The 19801-nt window shown below is 61.4% G+C and carries 20 protein-coding genes; 9 read left to right on the top strand and 11 right to left on the bottom strand.

Translation table 11 applies throughout. The annotated features are described in order from the left end of the window. Window positions 1-85: 85 nt before the first annotated feature. Complete coding sequence (gene azu, locus FGL86_RS03120) at window positions 86-556, bottom strand: azurin (protein ID WP_147183229.1); 471 nt, start codon at window positions 554-556, stop codon at window positions 86-88. Window positions 557-910: 354 nt separating this feature from the next. On the opposite strand from azu, the gene FGL86_RS03115 reads away from it, so the two are divergent. From FGL86_RS03115 to FGL86_RS03090, 6 genes are all read left to right on the top strand, one after another. Continuing rightward, on the top strand, window positions 911-2179 hold the full coding sequence (locus FGL86_RS03115) for a D-alanyl-D-alanine carboxypeptidase (RefSeq protein WP_246131774.1): 1269 nt from the start codon (window positions 911-913) through the stop codon (window positions 2177-2179). A gap of 36 nt (window positions 2180-2215) precedes the next feature. Continuing rightward, complete coding sequence (locus tag FGL86_RS03110) at window positions 2216-3091, top strand: DMT family transporter (RefSeq protein ID WP_147183227.1); 876 nt, start codon at window positions 2216-2218, stop codon at window positions 3089-3091. Window positions 3092-3183: 92 nt separating this feature from the next. Beyond that, on the top strand, window positions 3184-4179 hold the full coding sequence (locus FGL86_RS18060; RefSeq protein WP_246131717.1) for a DUF2795 domain-containing protein: 996 nt from the start codon (window positions 3184-3186) through the stop codon (window positions 4177-4179). Next, entirely contained in the window at window positions 4179-4688 is a 510-nt protein-coding gene (locus FGL86_RS03100) for a DUF2795 domain-containing protein (protein WP_147183226.1), read from the top strand. The genes FGL86_RS18060 and FGL86_RS03100 overlap by 1 nt, the downstream gene beginning before the upstream one ends. A gap of 102 nt (window positions 4689-4790) precedes the next feature. Further along, complete coding sequence (locus FGL86_RS03095) at window positions 4791-6596, top strand: assimilatory sulfite reductase (NADPH) flavoprotein subunit (RefSeq protein ID WP_147183225.1); 1806 nt, start codon at window positions 4791-4793, stop codon at window positions 6594-6596. Between the two features lie 12 nt (window positions 6597-6608). After that, complete coding sequence (locus FGL86_RS03090) at window positions 6609-8330, top strand: NADPH-dependent assimilatory sulfite reductase hemoprotein subunit (RefSeq protein WP_147183224.1); 1722 nt, start codon at window positions 6609-6611, stop codon at window positions 8328-8330. Window positions 8331-8380: 50 nt separating this feature from the next. On the opposite strand, the gene FGL86_RS03085 is transcribed toward FGL86_RS03090, so the two are convergent. The 9 genes from FGL86_RS03085 to FGL86_RS03045 all read right to left on the bottom strand — a co-directional run bounded on the left by FGL86_RS03085 (window position 8381) and on the right by FGL86_RS03045 (window position 16554). Further along, complete coding sequence (locus FGL86_RS03085; RefSeq protein WP_147183223.1) at window positions 8381-10195, bottom strand: PHA/PHB synthase family protein; 1815 nt, start codon at window positions 10193-10195, stop codon at window positions 8381-8383. Between the two features lie 225 nt (window positions 10196-10420). Then, window positions 10421-10723 (bottom strand): DsrE family protein, encoded by a 303-nt coding sequence (locus FGL86_RS03080; RefSeq protein WP_147183222.1) that lies wholly within the window; start codon window positions 10721-10723, stop codon window positions 10421-10423. Between the two features lie 16 nt (window positions 10724-10739). Beyond that, complete coding sequence (locus FGL86_RS03075; RefSeq protein WP_147183221.1) at window positions 10740-11522, bottom strand: ABC transporter ATP-binding protein; 783 nt, start codon at window positions 11520-11522, stop codon at window positions 10740-10742. Further along, window positions 11519-12271 carry an ABC transporter permease gene (locus tag FGL86_RS03070; protein WP_147183220.1) on the bottom strand — a complete coding sequence of 251 codons (753 nt, stop codon included), beginning with the start codon at window positions 12269-12271 and terminating at the stop codon, window positions 11519-11521. The genes FGL86_RS03075 and FGL86_RS03070 overlap by 4 nt, the downstream gene beginning before the upstream one ends. Beyond that, window positions 12268-13296, bottom strand: coding sequence for an ABC transporter substrate-binding protein (locus FGL86_RS03065; RefSeq protein WP_147183219.1), 1029 nt, complete (start codon window positions 13294-13296; stop codon window positions 12268-12270). Before FGL86_RS03065 ends, FGL86_RS03070 begins: the two co-directional genes overlap by 4 nt. 125 nt (window positions 13297-13421) lie before the next feature. Then, on the bottom strand, window positions 13422-14585 hold the full coding sequence (locus FGL86_RS03060; RefSeq protein WP_147183218.1) for a trans-sulfuration enzyme family protein: 1164 nt from the start codon (window positions 14583-14585) through the stop codon (window positions 13422-13424). A 111-nt stretch (window positions 14586-14696) separates the two neighbouring features. Further along, entirely contained in the window at window positions 14697-15335 is a 639-nt protein-coding gene (locus tag FGL86_RS03055; protein ID WP_147183217.1) for a peroxiredoxin, read from the bottom strand. 169 nt (window positions 15336-15504) lie between these two features. Next, window positions 15505-16062: a ferritin-like domain-containing protein gene (locus FGL86_RS03050; protein WP_147183216.1), complete on the bottom strand. Its 558-nt coding sequence runs from the start codon at window positions 16060-16062 to the stop codon at window positions 15505-15507. Between the two features lie 147 nt (window positions 16063-16209). After that, entirely contained in the window at window positions 16210-16554 is a 345-nt protein-coding gene (locus tag FGL86_RS03045; RefSeq protein ID WP_147183215.1) for a hypothetical protein, read from the bottom strand. A gap of 244 nt (window positions 16555-16798) precedes the next feature. Here FGL86_RS03045 and FGL86_RS03040 point away from each other — a divergent pair, with 244 nt between their 5' ends. From FGL86_RS03040 to FGL86_RS03030, 3 genes are read left to right on the top strand one after another with little or no spacing between them, the layout of a single operon-like run. Further along, window positions 16799-17773 carry an ABC transporter substrate-binding protein gene (locus FGL86_RS03040; RefSeq protein ID WP_147183214.1) on the top strand — a complete coding sequence of 325 codons (975 nt, stop codon included), beginning with the start codon at window positions 16799-16801 and terminating at the stop codon, window positions 17771-17773. A gap of 34 nt (window positions 17774-17807) precedes the next feature. After that, entirely contained in the window at window positions 17808-18341 is a 534-nt protein-coding gene (gloA, locus tag FGL86_RS03035) for a lactoylglutathione lyase (RefSeq protein ID WP_147183213.1), read from the top strand. A 59-nt stretch (window positions 18342-18400) separates the two neighbouring features. Further along, entirely contained in the window at window positions 18401-18613 is a 213-nt protein-coding gene (locus tag FGL86_RS03030; protein WP_147183212.1) for a hypervirulence associated TUDOR domain-containing protein, read from the top strand. Window positions 18614-18635: 22 nt separating this feature from the next. Here the strand turns inward: FGL86_RS03030 and FGL86_RS03025 are convergent, their stop codons facing one another. Beyond that, window positions 18636-19799: a lipocalin-like domain-containing protein gene (locus tag FGL86_RS03025; protein WP_246131716.1), complete on the bottom strand. Its 1164-nt coding sequence runs from the start codon at window positions 19797-19799 to the stop codon at window positions 18636-18638. Between the last annotated feature and the right edge of the window lie 2 nt (window positions 19800-19801).

Raw genomic sequence — 19801 nt, 5'->3', positions numbered from 1 at the left:
CTCACGTCGCAGGGGTGGCGAGTATCGCAACGATATCGCCGGCGCTAAGGCCGGCGATGGATTCATGTCGATAGTAGGCTTGGCGTTACTCTTGCTTGACGATGAATTTGCCGTGCATGGGAGCGTAGTGACCCGGGAAGGAGCAGAAGAAGGTCAGATCCTTGTCCGCCAGGTCCGCTGTGGAAAAGGTGACGGAAGTTGTTTCACCACCGCCGACGATTTCCGTGTGAGCGATGATACGGTCATCGTCCTGGGGCAGATAGTCGTTGTCCATACCCGCCTGCATGCCGGCGGTCGCCACTTCCTCGGAGACGCTGGACTCGGCCAGCACCCAGTTGTGCCCCATCACGTCCGCCGCCATTTCGCCGGTGTGCTCGAGTTCTATAGTGACCTCGTTGCAGCTGGCGGGAACGGTCATTTCTTCCTTGTTGAACTGCATCTGGTCGTTGCCTTCGATGGTCAAGGTGCACTCATCGTCGGCGGCAAAGGTCGGCGCGCTAGCCAAGGCAGCGGTAAACGCCGTCGCAGCCAGTAACATCCATGAAGTACGCATCATTGTCTCTCCATTACCGTGATTGAAGCGGTTACGAGCCTGGATAGGCCACTTAACTTCAACCTTCTTTATTGACGACATGTTGGAGTATGTCAAATATCGGTCCAGGATAAGCTGGTGCTTGACGAGCACGAACAAGGAAAAATCTAATTGAGTAAATGGCGCTACAGTTGGATAGGCGAGAGTTGATGGGCATATTGGCGCCTAATCGGGATTTCAAAGCAACGGAATTAGGTTTATTGTTTCGCAATGTAAAAAATATGTGTTCGGGGGAACGTCATGCGGGGTAACGTCCTGGGGCGCGGGTCTTATCATTACCCGTGGGCCATTTCATTGGCTTTGATGCTTTTTATCTTGATGAGTGGAGCGGCCCAGGCGGCCAATCCGCGTTACGCCTCTATCGTGGTGGATGCCACCAGTGGAAATATTCTGCATGCGGCCAATGCGGAAGAGAGTCGTTATCCGGCGTCGCTGACCAAGATGATGACGCTTTATCTGCTGTTCGAAGCCATCGAAGAAGGGCGAGTGGCCCTCGATCAGCCGCTTTATGTATCCTCTCATGCGGCGTCCATGCCGGCGTCCAAGCTGTGGCTCAATGTCGGCAGCACGATCTCCGTGGAGGAGGCGATTCCTGCTCTGGTGGTGACCTCCGCCAATGATGTCGCGGTGGTGGTGGCAGAAGCGCTGGGCGGCACCGAAACCAACTTCACCCGCTTGATGACACAGAAAGCCCAGGCCTTCGGGATGCAGGACACCCAGTTCCGCAACGCCTCGGGGCTGCCGGATGCGGCGCAGGTGACTACCGCTCGGGACATGGCGGTGTTGTCGGTGCATCTGATGCGGGATTTTCCCCAGTATTATCAAGAGTTTTCCCGCAAGAGCTACGTGTATCAGGGCAAGTCCCGTCGTGGCCACAACCGGCTGCTCAGCAACTATGAAGGCGCTGACGGTTTGAAAACCGGCTTTATTCGCGCTTCCGGCTTCAACGTGGCGACCTCCGCCATGCGTGATAACCGGCGGGTGATCGCGGTGGTGATGGGCGGCTATTCCGCCAGTTCCCGGGATGAACACATGGCGGAGCTGATGGACGACGGATTCACCCGCCTTGCCATGCTGAGCGGCCGGGACTGGAGCGGTCAAACCGACATCTACGGCAACGCAACGCCCTTGCCGGCGCTGGCATCGGCGATCATTGCACCGACCATGGCAAACGCCAGTCGGCAAATCGCCTCGGCTAGCCCGGCTTCCACCGCCCGTCGCCGCGTCACGAATCCTGACGCAGCGACGACAACCGCTTCCTACGTTTCTTCTTCCTCGCCATCTCAGGCCCAGGGTTCTGCGGATCCTATCGCCGAACTGGTCGAGCGTCGCTCGCGGCCGGGTCCCGCCGGTGAGTGGGCGGTTCAGGTCGGTGCCTTCAAGGATGCCGGTCAGGCTCGTCATCTCGCGTCTCGGGCGGCGGATTACCTGGGAGCGCAGCAGGCCCTGCGTGTGGATGTCATGGAGGTCGCCGTCTCGGACAGCCGCATGTTCCGCGCGCGTCTGGTAGATTTGCAGGAAGACCAGGCGCGTAGCGTCTGCAGCCGTCTCTCCGCTCGGGGGATGGACTGTCTGGTAGTAAGATGACTATAAGTGAGATGATCAAGTAAGTGAGATGACGCAATGCCAACGACGCTGCTGGGTATCGGCTACATGTGCCTGGGAGTGTTGTGCCTGGCGCTGGGCGATGCCCTGTCCAAGTGGCTGGGACAGAGCTACGCAATCATTCAGATCATCTTCTTTCGCACTCTGGTATCGGTGCCGCTGGTCGCACTGATCGCGCATTTTCGCGGCGGCCTGGGCACCTTGAAGACCCGGCGCCCCTGGCTGCACGTCTGGCGGGGGCTATTCGCCACCGGCTCCATGCTGTGCTTCATCTTCGGTCTGACCCTGCTGCCCCTGGCGGAGGCCACCGCCATCGCCTTCGCCGCGCCATTGTTCGTCACTCTTCTGTCACTTCCCTTGCTTAACGAACGGGTGGCCCCTTTGCCGTTGATGGCTGCCCTGGTGGGCTTTGGCGGCGTGCTGATCGTGGTGCGTCCCGGTGGCGAAAGCTTCCAGTGGGGAGCGCTTTCGCTGCTGGGGGCGGCGCTCTGCTATGCGCTACTGATGCTGTCCGCCCGGCGCTACGGTTATCGCGAACCCCTGTGGGCAATGGTCTTCTATGTAGTGCTGGTGCCGCTGCTGGTTTCCGCCACGCTGCTGCCCGGTGTCTGGCAGACGCCTCAGGCGATTCACTGGCTCGCCTTCGCTGGAGCCGGCATTCTCGGGGTAGGCAGCATGCTCTTCATCACACTGGCCTGCCGTATCGCTCCCGCCGCGCTAGTGGCGCCATTCGACTACACCGCCATGGTCTGGGCGGTACTACTGGGCTGGTGGTTCTGGAATGAAGCGCCGGATCTGTGGGTTTACGTGGGCAGCCTGGTGATCATCGCCAGCGGTTCCCTGATCGCCTTGCACGAGCGTCGGGTGGCGATCAAGGCACGACCGACGACCTAGCCTGGACGTTGCAGGATAGAAGCTTCTTTGCTACCCATGGAAGTGGCGTTCGGGTGACTCGAACACGTCGATTTTGACACAGGAGGTGACAAATGACGGCTTATGTGGAAAAGGGAGATATCTATTTCTTCTACCGGCCAAAGATCGATGCAGAAAAAATCCAGGAGCTGGATGACATTCAGCGCCTGTACCTGGTGCTGGCGCCGGAGAAGAAAGACACGGCGCGGCTTTTTCTGGTAGGCAAGAAGCGACTGCCGGAGATTCCGCGAGGGAAATCGAAGTCCACCCAACGCGAATGGATGATGAACGACCTGACCGCCAAGCCGAAGGACATTGGCGAGGCGTTGGTTCCGCTCGAGTACGAAACCAAGACCCGAGGCGAGCAGGAGCAGGGCGAGGCCATTCCCGTCGGCGAGGGACGCTACGCGATCTTCGAAGATGACAGCGGCACCCGCCTGGCCTACCGGCTTTCCAGCCCCGAAACGATCGGCAAGGCACAGAAGACGCTAGGCATACTCGCCGAGGCGAGCTTCGTGATCTCGGTACGCAATCCCGCCGTCGACGTGCCCGGCTTTCCCCAGGCCAAGCCGGACTATCCCAAGCACCTGAAGGACAAGTTCGCCGACAAGCGCTGGATCGCCATCGATGATCCCAAGCTGCTCGACTACGCGGACGCTCAATTTCTGCTGATCGGGGCCCACGATGATCTGAGCGAGGAAGACGTCAAGATCACCGGCAAGGCGAATCTGTTCAAGACCTTGGGCTTGACGAAGCGGGAATGGCCCACCGACGCGCTGGAAAGCGGCAAGCTCGTGGAGCCACAGATGCAACCGGGAAGCGAGGCCCCGGCAGGGGATCGCAGCAAGGGCGGTGAGCGCGGCGGCAAGGCGGCAAGCCAAACCGACTCCGCGGCAGGCATCGCCAAGGCGCTCAAGGGCGTTGATTTTCCCTGCGGCAAATCCGAGTTGCTCAAGCAGGCCAAAGCCAACGATGCCGCAAAGGAAATCGTCGAGGTGCTCGACGAGGTTTCCGATCGGCAGTTCGAGACCATGGCGGATGTTCAGAAAGCGGTGGGGGAGGTGCGCTGATGGCTCAATTCACCTGTGAAATATGCGGCGCGGAGTTCGAGCAGAAATCCCGCTACGAACGGCATCTGCAGACTTCCCACCCCCGCCAGGCGGTGTCCGCCGCGGATCTCGAGAAGGCACTGAAGGGCGTCGACTTTCCGACATCGCGGGAGGAACTGGGAAACGCCGTCGATAACGGTGAGGTGCGCGATATCATCGCGCAACTGCCCGATCAGGAATATCGCGACGCCGCGGAAGTGGCGCGTGCCTTCGGTGAGCTGCGCACCCACGAGAAGGCCCCGGACAGCCAGCCGAGCAAGACCGGCGGCCAACGGGCCATGCAGGCGCCCTCCGCCGCGCGCTTCGCCAGCTTATTCGAGGGCATGAGCTTTCCTGCCAGCGGCGAGGAACTCAAGCGCCATGCCCGCGCACAGGCCAGCGAGCAGGAGATGCAGACCCTGGAGAAGTTCGGCGATCACACCTACCACAGCATGGCCGACGTCGCCAAGGAACTACATAAAGTAAGCTAAATAACCAATTCGAATAGAAAGGTAAGCAACAATTCCTTAATAGTATTAAAAAAGGTCGGTAGGGTAGGGCGTCTTCCGCTTTTGTCTACATGGTGAACGCCCATGCACAGCAACGCCCTGGATGCGACCAATAGCCCGCTGACGGTGGAGCAGGCTGGCGCGGTCAATCGCTTGATCGAGGCGCTGTCCGCGGATCAGCGTACTTGGCTGAGCGGCTACTTGACGGGTGTCAACGCCGCGGCGTCGGCTCAGCCAGCTCCTTCTCAGGCGCCTGCGGCGCATCCCCTGACGATTCTCTATGGCTCCGAAACCGGCAATGCGGAAGGGGTGGCGCGCCAGCTCGGCGAGCAGGCCCTGGCCCGGGGGCTCGATGCCCGAGTCGTCGACTTGGCGGACTACAAGCACAAGGAACTGCGCCAGGAAGCCCGGCTAGTGATCGTCACCGCCACCCATGGCGAGGGGGAGCCACCGGACCCGGCGGCGGACTTCTATGAATTTCTGCACGGCCGCAAGGCGCCCAAGCTCAAGGAGTGCCTCTTTGCGGTGCTAGGGCTGGGAGATTCCAGCTATGAATTCTTCTGCCAGACCGGCCAGGATTTCGACCGCCGGCTGGAAGCCCTGGGCGCCGAGCGCCTATCACCGCGACTCGATTGCGACGTGGATTATGAGGAGCCTGCCCAGGCCTGGATCACCCAGTTGCTGGACGCCCTGGCCAGCCGCAGCGATACGCCGGCGCCGGGCGCCGAACCGGCGGCGCTGACTCCGCAAGACTCACCGCAGGCAACTCGCTACGATCGCCAGCACCCTTTCCTGGCGGAGGTGCTGGAGTGCCAGGGGCTGAACGGGCGCGGTTCCCCCAAGGAAACCTATCATCTGGAACTTTCCCTGGAAGGCGCCGGACTGGACTATCAGCCCGGCGACATCTTGTGTTTGTTGCCGCGCAACCGGGAGGCGGAAGTCAGCGCCTTGCTCGACGCCCTGGGACTGGACCCGGAGGAACGAGTCGAAAGTCATAGCGGTGGACGTAGCCTTTTCGAAGCGCTGCGGGACGACTACGAGATCACCACCCTGACGCCGCCGGTGGTGGAAGCCTACGCGGCCCGAATCGAGGCACCAGCCATTGGCGAACTGCTGGCCAAGGAGCGGCGCGGCGAGTTGATGGATTACCTTTACGGGCGCCACCTGATCGATCTGGTGCTCGAATACCCCGGCGCTAATCTGGATGCTCCGGCGCTGCTGGGTATGCTGCGCAAGCTGCAGCCCCGGGAGTACTCGATTGCCTCGAGCCACCTAGCGAACCCGGAAGAGGTTCATCTCACCGTGGCGGCGGTGCGTTATACCAGCTTCGAGCGCGAGCGCCATGGCGTCGCCTCCACCTATCTGTGCGACCTGATCGAGCCCGGCGATCGGGTGCCGATCTATCTGCGCACCAACAAGCATTTCCGCCTGCCGGACAATCCCGAGACCCCGCTGATCATGGTGGGGCCGGGCACCGGGGTCGCGCCGTTTCGCGCCTTCTTGCAGCAGCGCGAGGAGCTTGGCGCCAGCGGCCCCAGCTGGCTGTTCTTCGGCAATCCGCACTTCCGCACGGATTTCCTCTATCAGACCGAGTTCCAGGACTGGCTCAAGCGCGGTGTGCTGAGCCGGCTCGACGTGGCTTTCTCCCGGGACGAGGCGGAGAAGATCTACGTCCAGCAGCGCCTTCGCGAGCGCGGTGGCGAGGTCTATCGCTGGCTGGAAGACGGTGCGCACTTCTACGTATGCGGCGACGCGGAGCGCATGGCACCGGATGTCAACGACGCCCTGATCGAGATCGTCCGCGAGCACGGTGGCCATTCGAAGGAAGCCGCTACCGACTATGTCAAACAGCTGCAGCGCGACAAGCGTTATCAGCGCGACGTCTATTGAGCGAGGTTCGAGATGAGCACTCCCGATCGCAGCCGCGATATCACCCAACCCCTCGAGACGCTGCACCCCAACGAGCGCCTCAAGGCCAATAGCCGCTTCCTGTGCGGCACCATCGAGCAGAGCCTGGCGGATCCGATCACCGGGGCCTTGGCGCCGGACGATACCCAGCTGACCAAGTTCCACGGCTTCTATCAGCAGGACGACCGCGACCTGAGGGACGAGCGGCGTCGCCAGAAGCTGGAGCCCGCCTACCAGATGATGCTGCGCCTTCGCCTGCCTGGTGGCACTTGTACCCCAGAACAGTGGCTCAAGCTCGACGACATCGGCCGCCGCTACGGGGATGGCGGCCTGCGCCTGACCACCCGCCAGACCTTCCAGTTTCACGGCGTGCTCAAGCGCGATCTGCGCACCACCATTCAGGACATCAACTCGGTGCTGCTGGATACCATGGCCGCCTGTGGCGACGTCAACCGTACCGTCATGGCCGCGGTCAACCCACATCAGAGCGCGCTGCATGCAAAGGTGCAAGAGCACGCCCAAGCGGTCAGCGATCACCTGGCGCCTCGCGCCGGCGCCTACCGGGAAATCTGGCTGGACGGCGAGCGCGTCGATCCGGACAAGGACAACGAGCCGATCTACGGCCCCACCTACCTGCCGCGCAAGTTCAAGATCGGCTTCGCGGTGCCGCCGGTCAACGATATCGACGTCTACAGCCAGGACCTGGGCTTTATCGCCATCGTCGAAGATGGCGACCTGCAGGGCTTCAACGTCTGCGTGGGCGGCGGCATGGGGCGCACCGACAACGAGGCCGCCACCTATCCGCGCCTGGCGGACCCGATCGGCTTCTGTCGTCCGGAGGAGATGATCGCGGTGGCGGAAACCATCGTCACCGTGCAGCGGGACTACGGCGACCGGGTGGATCGCAAGCGGGCCCGGCTCAAGTACACCCTGGATACCCACGGCCTGGACTGGTTCAAGGGCGAGGTCGAGGAGCGCCTGGGCTGGTCCCTGGGCGAGGCGCGGGAAGTCGCCTTCGAGCACAACGGCGACCGCTACGGCTGGCTGGAAGGCGACGACGGTCACTGGCACTACACCCTGTTCATCGAGAACGGGCGTATTCGCGACTGGCCGGATTACCCGCTGATGAGCGGGCTGCGAGAGATCGCCCGAGTACACGAAGGCGAGTTCCAGCTGACCCCCAACCAGAACCTGACCATTGTCAATATTTCACCGGCATGGCGGGACACCATCGAGCGCCTGCTACAAGACCATCATCTGACTCAAGGACGTCGACAGAGCGCCCTGCGACGCAACGCCATGGCCTGCGTGGCCATGCCTACCTGTGGCTTGGCCATGGCGGAAAGCGAGCGCTATCTGCCGAGCCTCTTGATCAAGCTGGAAGCGCTGGCAGAACAGGCGGGCATCGCCGACACGCCGATCGTTACCCGCATGACCGGCTGCCCCAACGGCTGCGCCCGGCCCTACCTGGCGGAAATCGGCTTCACCGGCCGCGCGCCGGGCAAGTACAACCTGTACCTGGGCGGCGGCTTTCACGGCCAGCGGCTCAACAAGTGCTACCTGGAAAACGTCGGCGAGACGAAGATTCTCGAGGCCCTGGAAGGGTTATTCCAGCATTACGGTCGCGAGCGCGAACCCGGCGAGCCCTTCGGCGATTTCGTGATTCGCGTGGGCTACGTGCCGGAAGTGACCGCCGGGCGCCACTTCAACGACTGACGGTCAACAAGTCGGGAGGTATTCCTGCAAGACCTTATTTTTGCAAGCCCTCACTTCTGCAGGACATAGGTACCCGGGGCGTCCACCAGTGGCGCATAGCGTCCATTGCCCATGCTGGGAGGCGCGACTCGCTTCGCGGAGGAGCGCTCCACCAGCCAGGCCTGCCAGACCGGCCACCAGGAGCCATGCTGGCTGGGCATCGTCTGCAGCCAGGTATCCGGATCGATGTAGCTCTGCCTCGCCAGGCGAGTTTCCATCTGGTAGGTGCGGCGCTTGTGCCCTGGCTCGCTGACGATGCCCGCGTTGTGGCCGCCGCTGGTGAGCAGGAAGGTGACCTCGTCCATGTCGGACAGTAGATGAATCTTGTAGACCGAACGCCAGGGAGCGACGTGATCGCCGAGGGTCGCCACCGCGAAGATCGGGGCGTTGATATCCGGGATGGCGATGGGACGATCGCCGATGATATAGCGGCCGGTGGCCAGGTCGTTGTCAAGGAACAGTCGACGCAAATACTGGGAGTGCATCAAATGAGGCATGCGCGTCATGTCCGCGTTCCAGGCCATCAGTGCGCTCGCTACTTGACGCTTGCCGAGCATGTAGTTGTGAATCATGCGTGACCAGATCAGGTCGTTGGAGCGCATCAGCTGGAAGGCGCCGGCCATCTGGTAGCCATCGAGATAGCCAAGGTCCTGCATCATGCTTTCGAGGTAGTCGACTTCGCTTTCGGTGATGAACATCGACAGTTCGCCGGCTTCGGTGAAGTCGGCCTGGGCGGCCAGGGTGGTGATCGTGGCCAGGCGCTCGTCGCCGTCCCGCGCCATGGCGGCGGCGGTTATGTACAGCAGTGTGCCACCGAGACAGTAACCGACGGCGTGAATCTTGCGGTCCGGGACGATGGCCGAAATGACACTCAATGCTGCCTCGGGGCCAAGGCGCCGATAGTGGCTCATACTCAAATCTCGATCTTCCGAGGTAGGGTTGAGCCAGGAAATCATGAAGACGGTATGTCCCTGTTCCACCAAGTAGCGGACCAGGGATTTCTTCGGCGTCAGGTCAAGAATGTAGTACTTCATGATCCAGGCCGGCACGATCAGGATCGGTTCCGCATAGACCTTTTCGGTGGTCGGCGTGTACTGGATTAGCTCGATCAGCCGGTTGCGATAGATGACCTTGCCCGGGGTGGCCGCCAGGTTCTCGCCGAGCTTGAAGTCCTCGCTACCCACCGGCGGACAACCGGACACATGACGTTCCCAGTCTTCGCAGAGATTCTCCCAGCCGCGTAGGAAGTTCATGCCGCCCTGGGCCAGGGTCGCGTCGATCACTTCCGGGTTGAGCCAGGAGAAGTTGGACGGTGACCAGTGATCAAGTGTCTGCCGGGCGATGAAGGACACCACATTTTCGGTGCTTTTCGATAGCCCATCGATATTGGTGGTGGCGCTTTCCCACCACTCCTGCTGCAACAGAAACGATTGAGAGATCAGGTTATAGGGCCAGCGAGACCAGGCTTCGTGGCCAAAGCGATTATCTCGTGGGATGGGGTCGAGACAAGGCCGGGTATCCCAGGCCGGGTTCATGTGGCGGACGCGGCGTGTCAGGTAGGCAAGCTTGAAGCCCAGTTCCTCGGTCAGCTCCAGCTGCTTGCCTGGGGACATGGCCAGGTGCGCGAGCCATTCATAGATGACCGTGGCAACGCCCGCCGGTGAGGTGCCCCCGGTTGCCTTGGCTAGGTTGGCCTTGAACGCGCGATCCAGGGAACGCGTGGCGTAACGCCCGGACAGTGGAGAAGTGGTGGGACGTTCGGATAGCGGGGAGGTGGGGCGTTCGGATAGCCGGGAAATTGTAAGATTTTGATAAGCCTGGTTCATGACGAACTAATTCCATGCGGCATTGATACCTTAGGGTTCAAGCACGGGGATAGCGTTCGAACTCGGATATATCATTCCTCCTTGATTATTCTTCCTTGCCCCAGCCGCACTAGATAACCTAAGCCAAAGGCGATATTACAGCTTGACCTGACTCCTTATCGCAAAACGAATCAAATGACCAATATAAAATAGTCAATCCGAATTTCCTTGGCAAGATAGGAACAATCAGCCGCGAATGTAGTGCCAGCCCTGGGCCTGCAGTTCCGCCAGGGTCACCACCGCCGCTTCCACTTCCTGGATGCCCCCGGAATTTTCCAGCTGCAGGGTATGCAGCGTATTGAGGCACAGGCGCAGGCGATCATCCGTGTCCGGATCGGGATTCTCCAGGGCCTCGCGAACCCCCGGGCCGTTGGCGACGATCAGCACCTGGGCTTCCGGGCGCGCCGCCAGCAGGTTTCTGGCGTTGCGCCGCGCCCGGGCCAGACTCGCGGCGGTAGGGGCGTGCAGCAGTACTTTCATCAGCGTCATGAGAATTTCTTCCTCATCAAAGAGTGAACTCGGTGGCGGCGGTGCCGATACGCTTTTCAATGGTATAGACCCGATCGGCGAAGCCGTCATGCTCTCGACGGCCTTCCAGGGGCAGATCGATATCCACCCTGGCCACCACGCCGGCGGGCCCCTCGCCGCGCTTGCCCAGCACGATGACTCGGTCGGCGAGCAGCACGGCTTCTTCGATATCGTGGGTAACGAAGACGATGGCCGCCTCGGTGCGGGTGCGCAGTGCTACCAGCTCCGCCTGCAGGCGCCGGCGGGTGATGGCGTCCAGGGCGGAGAAGGGCTCGTCCATGAACAAGACGTCCGGGCGCACCGCCAGCGCTCGAGCGATGCCCACCCGCTGCTGCTGACCTCCGGAGAGGGTGCCTGGCCAGCGCTCGGCATAGTCCGCCAGATCCACTAGCGATAGCGTTTCCAGCGCCCGCTGGCGGCGCTCTCGCCGGGAGAGCTTGAGCCCTTCGAGCCCCAGCTCCACGTTGCGATGCACTCGGCGCCAGGGAAACAGTCTTGGTGCCTGAAACACCATCGACCAGCTGCGCTTATCCGGCGCGGTGTCTTTTCGCAGCGCCACTTGGCCGTGCTGCGGTTTTAGCAAGCCTGCCAAGGCGCGCAGCAGAGTCGACTTGCCCACCCCGGAAGCGCCGACGATGGCGACGAATTCCTGGGGCGCCAGATCGAGATCGACCCCTTCCAGCACCGTGTCCGCGCCAAATCCCAGGCTCAACCCTTGAGCCTTGAGTACTGGCTGTGATGCGCTTTCGTGTCGATTCATGGCTGCCATCTCAGTAATCGGCGCTGCAGGGCCATGAACAGGGAGTCGAACAGAGCATAGAGCCCGGCGATGGTCAGCATGTAGACCACCACGATGTCCGTGGCCAGCAGGCTCGAGGCTTCCATCATGCGTTGACCGATACCGGGAATGCCGAACAGCTCCGCGGCGACCACGGTCATCCAGCCTTGGCCGAGACCGGCGCGCAGACCGCTCAAGATGCCCGGCGCCGCCGCGGGCAGGCTGACCTTGTGCAGTCTGGCCAGAAAGCTTTTCTGGCCGAAGGCGATGGCAACCTCGTCGAAGCCCGGGTCGACGCTCTTCACGGCGCTGTAGCTGGTGAAGTAGTTGATCCAGAACACGCCGATACTGATGATGAATGCCGCCGCCTGGGCGCTGATACCGAACCAGATGATGGCGAAGGGAATCCAGGCCAGGGGCGGAATCGGGCGTAATAACCTCGCTAGCCATGCATGCAGGGCGTCAAAGGTAGGCACCAGGGCGGCGCCGACACCCACCAGAATGCCGAGTATCGAGCCGATCGCTACTCCCACGCCATAGTGGGACAGGCTCGATATCACGACCTCGAGCCAGATACCGTCGAGCACTTCCGCCCAGAAGACGCCGGGAATGCTCGACGGCAGCGGTACCAGATTGCCCGGCAGCAGGCCGCTGCGCAGCGCCGCTTCCCACAGCACCACGAAAACCCCAACCCCCAGGATGCTGAGCAGTATGCGCCGATAGTGGCTCATGAGGTCTGATCGCCCTGCGGTTGGCTCACCTCGTCGTAGAGTTGCGTATCGAACAGTGCCTCGATATCCACCGACTTCCTCAGGGTGCCGTTCTGGGTCTGAAAATCTCGCATCACCCGGGTGGCGTCGATGATTTCATGAGGATCGCTCAGGTAATTGGAGGAAGGCGATTTCAGCGCCGCTTCTACCGTGGCCAGGGGCACCAGGCGCTTGCCGACGAATTCCCGCACGTGGGGCGCGGCGCGCTCCGGATCTTCTTCCAGGACTTGAGTGGCGCGGATATGCAGCTCCAGCAGCTTGCGCATGGCCTGCGGATGCTCTTTCAGTACGGCTTCCCGGGCAGCCAGGACCGCGCCGGGCTGATTCGGCAGCATGTCGCCGCCTCGAACGATCACTTTCGCGCTATCGTCGCGTTCGGTCACCGTGGTCAGGATCGGCTCGAGGATCGACGCCGCATCCACCGCACCGGCCAGCAGCGCCTGCTGTACCCGATCCGCGCCCATGGCGACGATGTCCACGCTATCCAGATCCACACCGACCTGCTCGGCGAGCCAGTAGCGCAGCACCGTGTCCGGCACCGAGCCGCGGGGGAAGGTGGCGATCTTGGGCTTGCGACTCTGCTCTTCGGTAAAACGGGCAATGGCTGCCTTGGGGTCCAAGCCGTCGAAACTCTCGGCGAATTCCCCTCGGGCCACCAGGCCGATCTGCTCCTTGATGCTGGCGGCCAGCACCTTGATCGGCACCCCATTGGCCCGAGCCACCATGGCCGGACCGATGCCGAAATACATCACGTCCAGATCGCCGGCGGCCAAGGCCTGCACCATGGCCGGGCCGCTGGAAAAGCGGGTCAGGTCAAGCTCCAGGCCAGCTTCCTCGGTCCAACCTTCGCCTTCCATGACGAAAAGCTGCGCCACCGGCAGAATCGGCATGTAGCCCACCTCCAGGGTGGTGTTCTGGGCCGGGGCGAGCCCGGGCAGGCATGACAAGGCCAGTAACGCGCCAAGGCGACGGAAAATAGGCAGCATAAGGAGTCTCCGTTCCGATACATGCAACTTGATGAGTCAGGCCGCCGATCATAGCCGCTGGCGATGGACAGGGGAAAACCGCGACTTGGATAAATCCGTTATAAGGATATGTTGTTTGAACGATTTCATTCTTCCAGTGCTTGCTGCAGGTCCTCGATCAGATCCTCCGGGTCTTCCAGCCCCACGGAGAGCCGCACCATGTTGTCGCTGATGCCGCGACGCTCGCGCTCAGCCGCGCCCATGGCGTGGTGAGTCAGGGTCAGCGGCTGGGTGACCAGGCTTTCCACGCCGCCCAGGCTCGGCGCCAGAGCAAAGAGCTTCAGACGATCGACGAAGCGGGTGGCGTCCTCGCCGCTGTCGCCCACGGTGATGGTCAACATGCCGCCGAAGCCGCGCATCTGGCGCTTGGCCAAGTCGTGGCCGGGGAAGCTTTCCAGACCCGGATACAACACTCGCGTTACCTTGGGGTGCTTTGCCAGGGCTTCCGCCACCTGCTGAGCGCCTGCATTATGCTGGCGAATGCGTATCACCAGGGTGCGCAGGCTGCGCGCGAGCAGCGAGGCGGTTTCCGGGGCGGGTACGCTGCCCAGGCTCTTGCGCCAGGCGTTGATCGGCTCGAGCAACTCACGGGGGCCGATCAGGGCGCCGGCGGTCAGGTCGCTGTGGCCGCCCAGGTACTTGGTGGCGCTGTGCATGACCAGATCCGCTCCGAGGGCCAAGGGCTGCTGGTTGACCGGTGAGGCGAAGGTGTTGTCCACCGCCAGTAACGCCCCGTGGTGGTGAGCCATCTCCGCAATGGCGGCGATATCGAAGATTTCCAGGGCCGGGTTGGTGGGGGTTTCCAGGAAGATCAGCTTGGGACCTTGGACAAGCGTCTCTTCCAGGCGGTCCAGCTCATGGCCCAGCAAGGGAAAAAAGGGAATACCCAGGGTAGGCAACTGATCCGCCAGCAGAGTCAGGGTGCCACCGTAAACATCGCCCAACGTGATGACGCCTTGACGGCCATGGCTCATGAACAGGGCGGATTCCGCCGCCATTCCTGAACTGAAGGACAGCGCCGCTTCGCCCTCTTCCAGGGTGGCGAGTTTGGCTTCCAAGGCTTGAATGGTGGGATTGAGGCCGAAGCGGGTATAGAGACCACCGGGTCGGCGCCCCGCCACCGTGTCGCTTAACTGCTGGGTGTCTTGAAAGGTGAACAGCGTGGTGGCGTATATGGGCGTTTGCGGCGTATCCGTTTCCGGCTCGCCGGCGTGCACGCAGCGGGTGGAAAGTCCTTTAAAGGTAGGCATGGTGATCTCCTTGTTCCGTCCCTGACCCATTATAGAAAACGACGATACCGGCCACCTGGACCGGTATCTTTCGAGTCTAGCGGATGCCGCGCTTGTCGAGACCGCCTGGTCTCAAGCCTTGCCCGGCTGCTTGACCATGCGCAGATAGGACTTCTTCTCGTCCCAGCCCTCGGGGAACAGGGTCTTGGCTTCTTCGTTGCTGACCGCCGGGACGATAATGCAGTCGTCACCGTCGCACCAGTTCACCGGCGTGGCCACCTTGTGATTGTCGGTGAGCTGGAGGCTGTCGAGCACCCGCAGGATTTCCGCGAAGTTCCGTCCGGTGCTGGCGGGATAGGTGATGGTCAGGCGCACCTTCTTGCTGGGGTCGATGATGAAGACGCTGCGCACCGTCAGGGTGTCGTTGGCCTTGGGATGAATCATGCCGTAAAGGTCGCTGACCTTGCGGTCTGCATCCGCCAGCAGGGGGAAGTTGAGCGCATGTCCCTGGGTTTCCTGGATGTCTCCGGCCCAGCCATGGTGATCATCCAGAGGATCAACCGACAGACCGATGGCCTTGGCATTGCGGCGCTCGAACTCCGGCTTCAAGCGAGACACCTCGCCAAGCTCAGTGGTGCAGACCGGCGTGTAATCCTTGGGATGCGAGAACAGGATTACCCAGCTGTCGCCGGCCCACTCGTGAAAATTGATGGTTCCTTCGGTGCTTTCCTGGGTGAAGTCCGGGGCGATATCGCCAAGTTGCAGCGCCATGTGGTCCTCCTGAATTGAATGTAGAGATCATTAGCTAACCCGCTCAGCATGCCATTTTCACCAACTGCTGTGAAACAACCGCTGAGGATAAGCAAAGACCGAGCGGGCATGACGATACCCGGCGTGTCGTTGTCTTCGAGGCGGCATCGGTTGGGCTACCTGGGTGGGATTAGGCGTTGTCCAGCCGCTGATGATCCAGCCCTTCAAGCAGGCCGGCCATGTCGTCCGCGTGCTCTTCTTCTTGGGCAAGAATGTCCTCCATGATGCGCCGGGAGGTCGGATCCTTGTCACCCAGGTAGGTAGCGATTTCCCGATAGCTGTCGATGGCAATGCGTTCCGCCACCAGGTCCTCCATGATCATGTCGCGCAAGCTTTCGCCTTCGACGTACTCCGCGTGAGAACGGCTCAGCAGGCCTTCCGGCGAGAAGTTGGGCGCGCCGCCCAGCTGCACGATGCGCTCTGCCAGCCAGTCCGCGTGCTGCTGCTCCTGCTGGGCATGCTCGAGAAACTCTTCCTTGGCAACGCTTGCGCTCAGGCCGTCCGCCATATAGTAGTGGCGCTTGTAGCGAAGCGTGCAGACGATTTCCGTGGCCAGCGCTTCGTTGAGCAGATTGATGACGTTTTCCCGATCCGCGGTATAGCCCTCGGTGACGGCGCCGCGCTCGATATGCTGACGAGCGCGCTCGCGTATGGTCTTGATATCCGTAAGAAATGGCTGATTGGACACGATCCGACTCCTTTTCGTTTGTACAAGCTTGGCCGAAGTGTTGGGGCTTCCGTTGCTCTCCGGCTTCATGCTCAGCGTAGTGCCACTTGAATGACATGGGAACGGTCGAGCATTCTTTCAATGATTGCCGGCGACAAATCCCGAGGCTCAGCGAAACGCGATACGGGTTCCGTAAGCCAGCATTTCGTCCCGGGTAACCGGCTGGCTCGCCACGCCGATCATCTCGTCGCCATTCTGATCCGCGAAGGTCAGCACGCCATGGGTCAGGCCGATTTCACCGAGCATGTCGCAGATCTTGCCGGTGCCCTTGAAGCTGAGAACCTGGCCATCCTTGTCGCAAAGACTGCTTACCTTGTCGACGTGATGATGTAGGCGAACCACATAGACCCCGTCCATGGACCATATTTCGACAATGGGAGAAAAACCGTTGTTTACGGCCCTTTCGAGTTCCGACAGCGTGACGTTATCGCCCATTTCCTGCACGTAAGCCATTGTTCAAGCTCCTTGATTGTCTGATGAGATAAACGGCTGAACTTAATTGTCGTAGCGCTTTTGTACAATAAATGTAGAACATTGGTCGACATTGGCCAAATGCTGATTCACGGTTGATGGCCTACGGGCGGGTCAACTCGATGGCCGCCGGCTGCTACGTTGAGCAGACGTTTATACGCAAGGCGCTCATGCCACTAGTTTAGAAAGGGTTTTCAAATATCGCAGGTAATACCAAGGAGTCGATATGACATCACGATTGCACCCGCTGACGCTGACCGTCGCCGGTATTGTGCTGGCCGCGCCCCTGACGTTGTTGACAAGTGCTGCCTTTGCCGCGGAAGAATCCCCTCGGGTACGTTTTTCCTCCCCCTCCTGGCCCGGTGTCACCGTCAAGACCGCCATGGCGTCTCAGTTGCTGGACGCCTTGGGCTACGAGCCGGATCAGCAGGAAATCAGCGCCACCATTACCTACGAAGCGCTCAATCTGGGCGAGCTGGATGCCTTTCTAGCGGCCTGGCTGCCGGGGCAGCAGAGCATGTATGACTCGGCCATGTCCAAAGGCAAGATCGTCGATCTGGGCAATAACGTTGACGGTGCCCGGCTGGGCTTCGCCGTGCCGCGCTATGTAGCGGACGCCGGGGTGACCAGCACCGAGGACCTGGACAAGGACGAGTTCGCCGACAGGTTCGATCGCACCCTCTACACCATCGAAGCCGGCTCCGGCATGAGCGAAATCCTGCATGAGGCGGTGGATGAGGACACCTACGGCCTGGGGGACTGGAGAATCGCCGGCACCTCGACCCCGGGCATGCTCAGCTCCGTGGACAGCGCCATCGACAACGATGAATGGATCGTCTTCGGCGCCTGGACCCCGCATTGGATGAATATCGAATACGATATCGTCTATCTCGAGGATCCGGAAAACCTCTGGGGGCCGGATGGCGGACGCAGTGACGTGAAAACCCTGCTCAACAAGGATTTCGCCGACACCCACCCCAACGCCGCCAGGCTGCTTGACCAGATCGTCATCGATGCGGAGGATCAGAGCCAGATGATTCTGGGCTTCAGCTACGAAGAGCGAGAGCCGGAAGCCGTCGCGGAGGAGTGGATCAAGAACAACCCGGAAAAGGTCAAGGCCTTTGTCGAGGGCGTGACCACCCGAAGCGGCGAGCCCGCCTGGCCGGCGCTGCAGCAGGCGTTTGACCTGCCGCAAGGGTAAGGCAATCCTCATTCTCAAGGACAAGGAGAGCGCGATGAGTTTCGATGGCGAGCAATATCCCGGCGTTCAGGCGCCCACCAGCGATTCCCAAGGGTTTCGGCTCAATCACACCATGCTGCGGGTCAAGGACCCGGAAAAGGCGCTGGCGTTCTACAGCCGTATCTTCGGCATGCGGGTACTGCGACGGCTGGATTTCGAGGAGATGCAGTTCTCGCTGTATTTTCTGGCTCGGCTCGACGCGAATGAGCAGCCACCGGAGGATGCGGCGGAGCGCACCGCCTGGACTTTCGATCAGCGCGGCATTCTGGAACTGACCCATAACTGGGGCACGGAGCAGCAGGACGACTTCGCCTATCACGACGGCAACGCCGAGCCCCAGGGTTTCGGGCATATCTGCTTCTCGGTGCCGGACCTGGACGCCGCCGTGGCCTGGTTCGATGCCAACGATGTGGAATTCGTCAAGCGCCCGGATCAGGGCAAGATGAAGGACGTGGCCTTCGTCAAGGACGCGGACGGCTACTGGATCGAGATAGTGGAAGCGGCCAGACTCAAGCAGTTGGGAGATTGATTGACGGCCAGGCTAGTCAAGCAAACGTTGTTTATGACCTGCGTAAAGGAGGCAATGTCATGACCAAGTTCAAGGTAGGCGACCATGTGACCTGGAATTCCGAAGCAGGCCAGGTGAGCGGCACCATCAAGAAAGTGCATACCCAGGATTTCGAGTACAAGGGGCATAAGCGGCGCGCCTCGGAAGACGAACCGCAATACGAAATCAAGAGCGACAAGACGGATCACGTCGCCGCGCACAAGGAAGGCACGTTGAAGAAAACGGATGGCTGATACTGCTCGCTGAGCCGTCGGCTCAATAGCCGGTCATTTCCAGATAACCCTCGCCCGCCAGGGCGCCGTCGCCTGAATTCCTTACCGTGACGGCGCCTTCCCAGTAGGGAAAGCTGGTGCCCATCCAGCGATTGGGATTGCGGGCGGTGACGATAAATTCCCGCGCCTGATCCGGCAGTGCCAGCCGCCAACGGGTCGGTACCTCGCGCCCGGCGACCTGGCGTGTCTCCAGCGGCGTCAGCGTCACCTCGTCGTTTTTCAGAGGCGTCAGCTCGCCCTGCGGCGTGATCCAGCTGCCGGACACGTAGGCGCTGTCTTTATCCTTGCCGCCGCCGCGCAGGCGAAAGGCCATCAGCCGGTGGCCATCCTTCAGGTGCAGCGAAAACCAGTCCCAGCCGCTCTGGGTGGGACCGAGCAGTTGGCTGCTCCATTCCCGGTCGAGCCAGGCCTGGCCGCTGACCGGAAGGTTTTCGCCGTTCAGGGTCACTTCACCTTCGACCCGGTAGAACGGCTGGCTGTAATAGAAGGACCCCTGGCCATCCGCGGATTTCTGGCTGAAGCCCGCCTCGCCATGAGCGACCAGCGGCCCTTGCGCCTTGAGTTGCAAACGATAGCCGAAATCCTCGCCATCGCTATCCTGGGCTTGTACGCTCAGGGTCATATCCGAGAAGGCGTCCGCCTGGGAATCATCTACTCGACTGGTCAACTGCCAGTTGTCCAGCCAGGCGCGAAAGGGGGCGAGCTTCACGCCGGCCTGGCCGGTGTCGCCCCGGGCGAAGCGCTCCGCGACAAGGTGGGTATCACCCTTGGAAAGCGCCGCGTGGGCCATCCATAGCTGGCGGGTCTGCCAGGGCGATACCGGCGCTGAATTTGCATCCGGCGGCGCCAGGGCCTGGCGGAACAGGGTCCACTGCATGCCCAGGGGGTTGCCCTGAGCGTCGCGCAGGTTGGCGGTGAGATACCACCATTCGATGCGGTAGTCCGGATGAGCGCCGTGATCCTCGGGAAAGCGCAGTTCGGTTCCCGGGCGCGCCTGGGGAAAGCCTTCCTGGGTTTCGCCCAGCCCGGCGAAGCTCTCGGCAGCGGTATCGTCTTCACGAAAGCTCCACCAGCCCACCGCTGCCAGGAGCAGCAGCCCGGGGCCAAGGGCGATCCAGAAGAGCCTGTTCGACCATCGCGTCATCATTG

Source organism: Pistricoccus aurantiacus, from assembly GCF_007954585.1.
Lineage (GTDB): Bacteria > Pseudomonadota > Gammaproteobacteria > Pseudomonadales > Halomonadaceae > Pistricoccus > Pistricoccus aurantiacus.
The sequence above is the reverse complement of the archived record's forward strand: the minus strand, read 5'-3'. Positions and strand labels throughout refer to the sequence as shown.

Coding starts and splice junctions, on each gene's coding strand:
- azu (WP_147183229.1), bottom strand. CDS start 556: ATGATGCGTACTTCATGGATGTTACTGGCTGCGACGGCGTTTACCGCT.
- FGL86_RS03115 (WP_246131774.1), top strand. CDS start 911: ATGAGTGGAGCGGCCCAGGCGGCCAATCCGCGTTACGCCTCTATCGTG.
- FGL86_RS03110 (WP_147183227.1), top strand. CDS start 2,216: ATGCCAACGACGCTGCTGGGTATCGGCTACATGTGCCTGGGAGTGTTG.
- FGL86_RS18060 (WP_246131717.1), top strand. CDS start 3,184: ATGACGGCTTATGTGGAAAAGGGAGATATCTATTTCTTCTACCGGCCA.
- FGL86_RS03100 (WP_147183226.1), top strand. CDS start 4,179: ATGGCTCAATTCACCTGTGAAATATGCGGCGCGGAGTTCGAGCAGAAA.
- FGL86_RS03095 (WP_147183225.1), top strand. CDS start 4,791: ATGCACAGCAACGCCCTGGATGCGACCAATAGCCCGCTGACGGTGGAG.
- FGL86_RS03090 (WP_147183224.1), top strand. CDS start 6,609: ATGAGCACTCCCGATCGCAGCCGCGATATCACCCAACCCCTCGAGACG.
- FGL86_RS03085 (WP_147183223.1), bottom strand. CDS start 10,195: ATGAACCAGGCTTATCAAAATCTTACAATTTCCCGGCTATCCGAACGC.
- FGL86_RS03080 (WP_147183222.1), bottom strand. CDS start 10,723: ATGACGCTGATGAAAGTACTGCTGCACGCCCCTACCGCCGCGAGTCTG.
- FGL86_RS03075 (WP_147183221.1), bottom strand. CDS start 11,522: ATGAATCGACACGAAAGCGCATCACAGCCAGTACTCAAGGCTCAAGGG.
- FGL86_RS03070 (WP_147183220.1), bottom strand. CDS start 12,271: ATGAGCCACTATCGGCGCATACTGCTCAGCATCCTGGGGGTTGGGGTT.
- FGL86_RS03065 (WP_147183219.1), bottom strand. CDS start 13,296: ATGCTGCCTATTTTCCGTCGCCTTGGCGCGTTACTGGCCTTGTCATGC.
- FGL86_RS03060 (WP_147183218.1), bottom strand. CDS start 14,585: ATGCCTACCTTTAAAGGACTTTCCACCCGCTGCGTGCACGCCGGCGAG.
- FGL86_RS03055 (WP_147183217.1), bottom strand. CDS start 15,335: ATGGCGCTGCAACTTGGCGATATCGCCCCGGACTTCACCCAGGAAAGC.
- FGL86_RS03045 (WP_147183215.1), bottom strand. CDS start 16,554: ATGGCTTACGTGCAGGAAATGGGCGATAACGTCACGCTGTCGGAACTC.
- FGL86_RS03040 (WP_147183214.1), top strand. CDS start 16,799: ATGACATCACGATTGCACCCGCTGACGCTGACCGTCGCCGGTATTGTG.
- gloA (WP_147183213.1), top strand. CDS start 17,808: ATGAGTTTCGATGGCGAGCAATATCCCGGCGTTCAGGCGCCCACCAGC.
- FGL86_RS03030 (WP_147183212.1), top strand. CDS start 18,401: ATGACCAAGTTCAAGGTAGGCGACCATGTGACCTGGAATTCCGAAGCA.
- FGL86_RS03025 (WP_246131716.1), bottom strand. CDS start 19,799: ATGATGACGCGATGGTCGAACAGGCTCTTCTGGATCGCCCTTGGCCCC.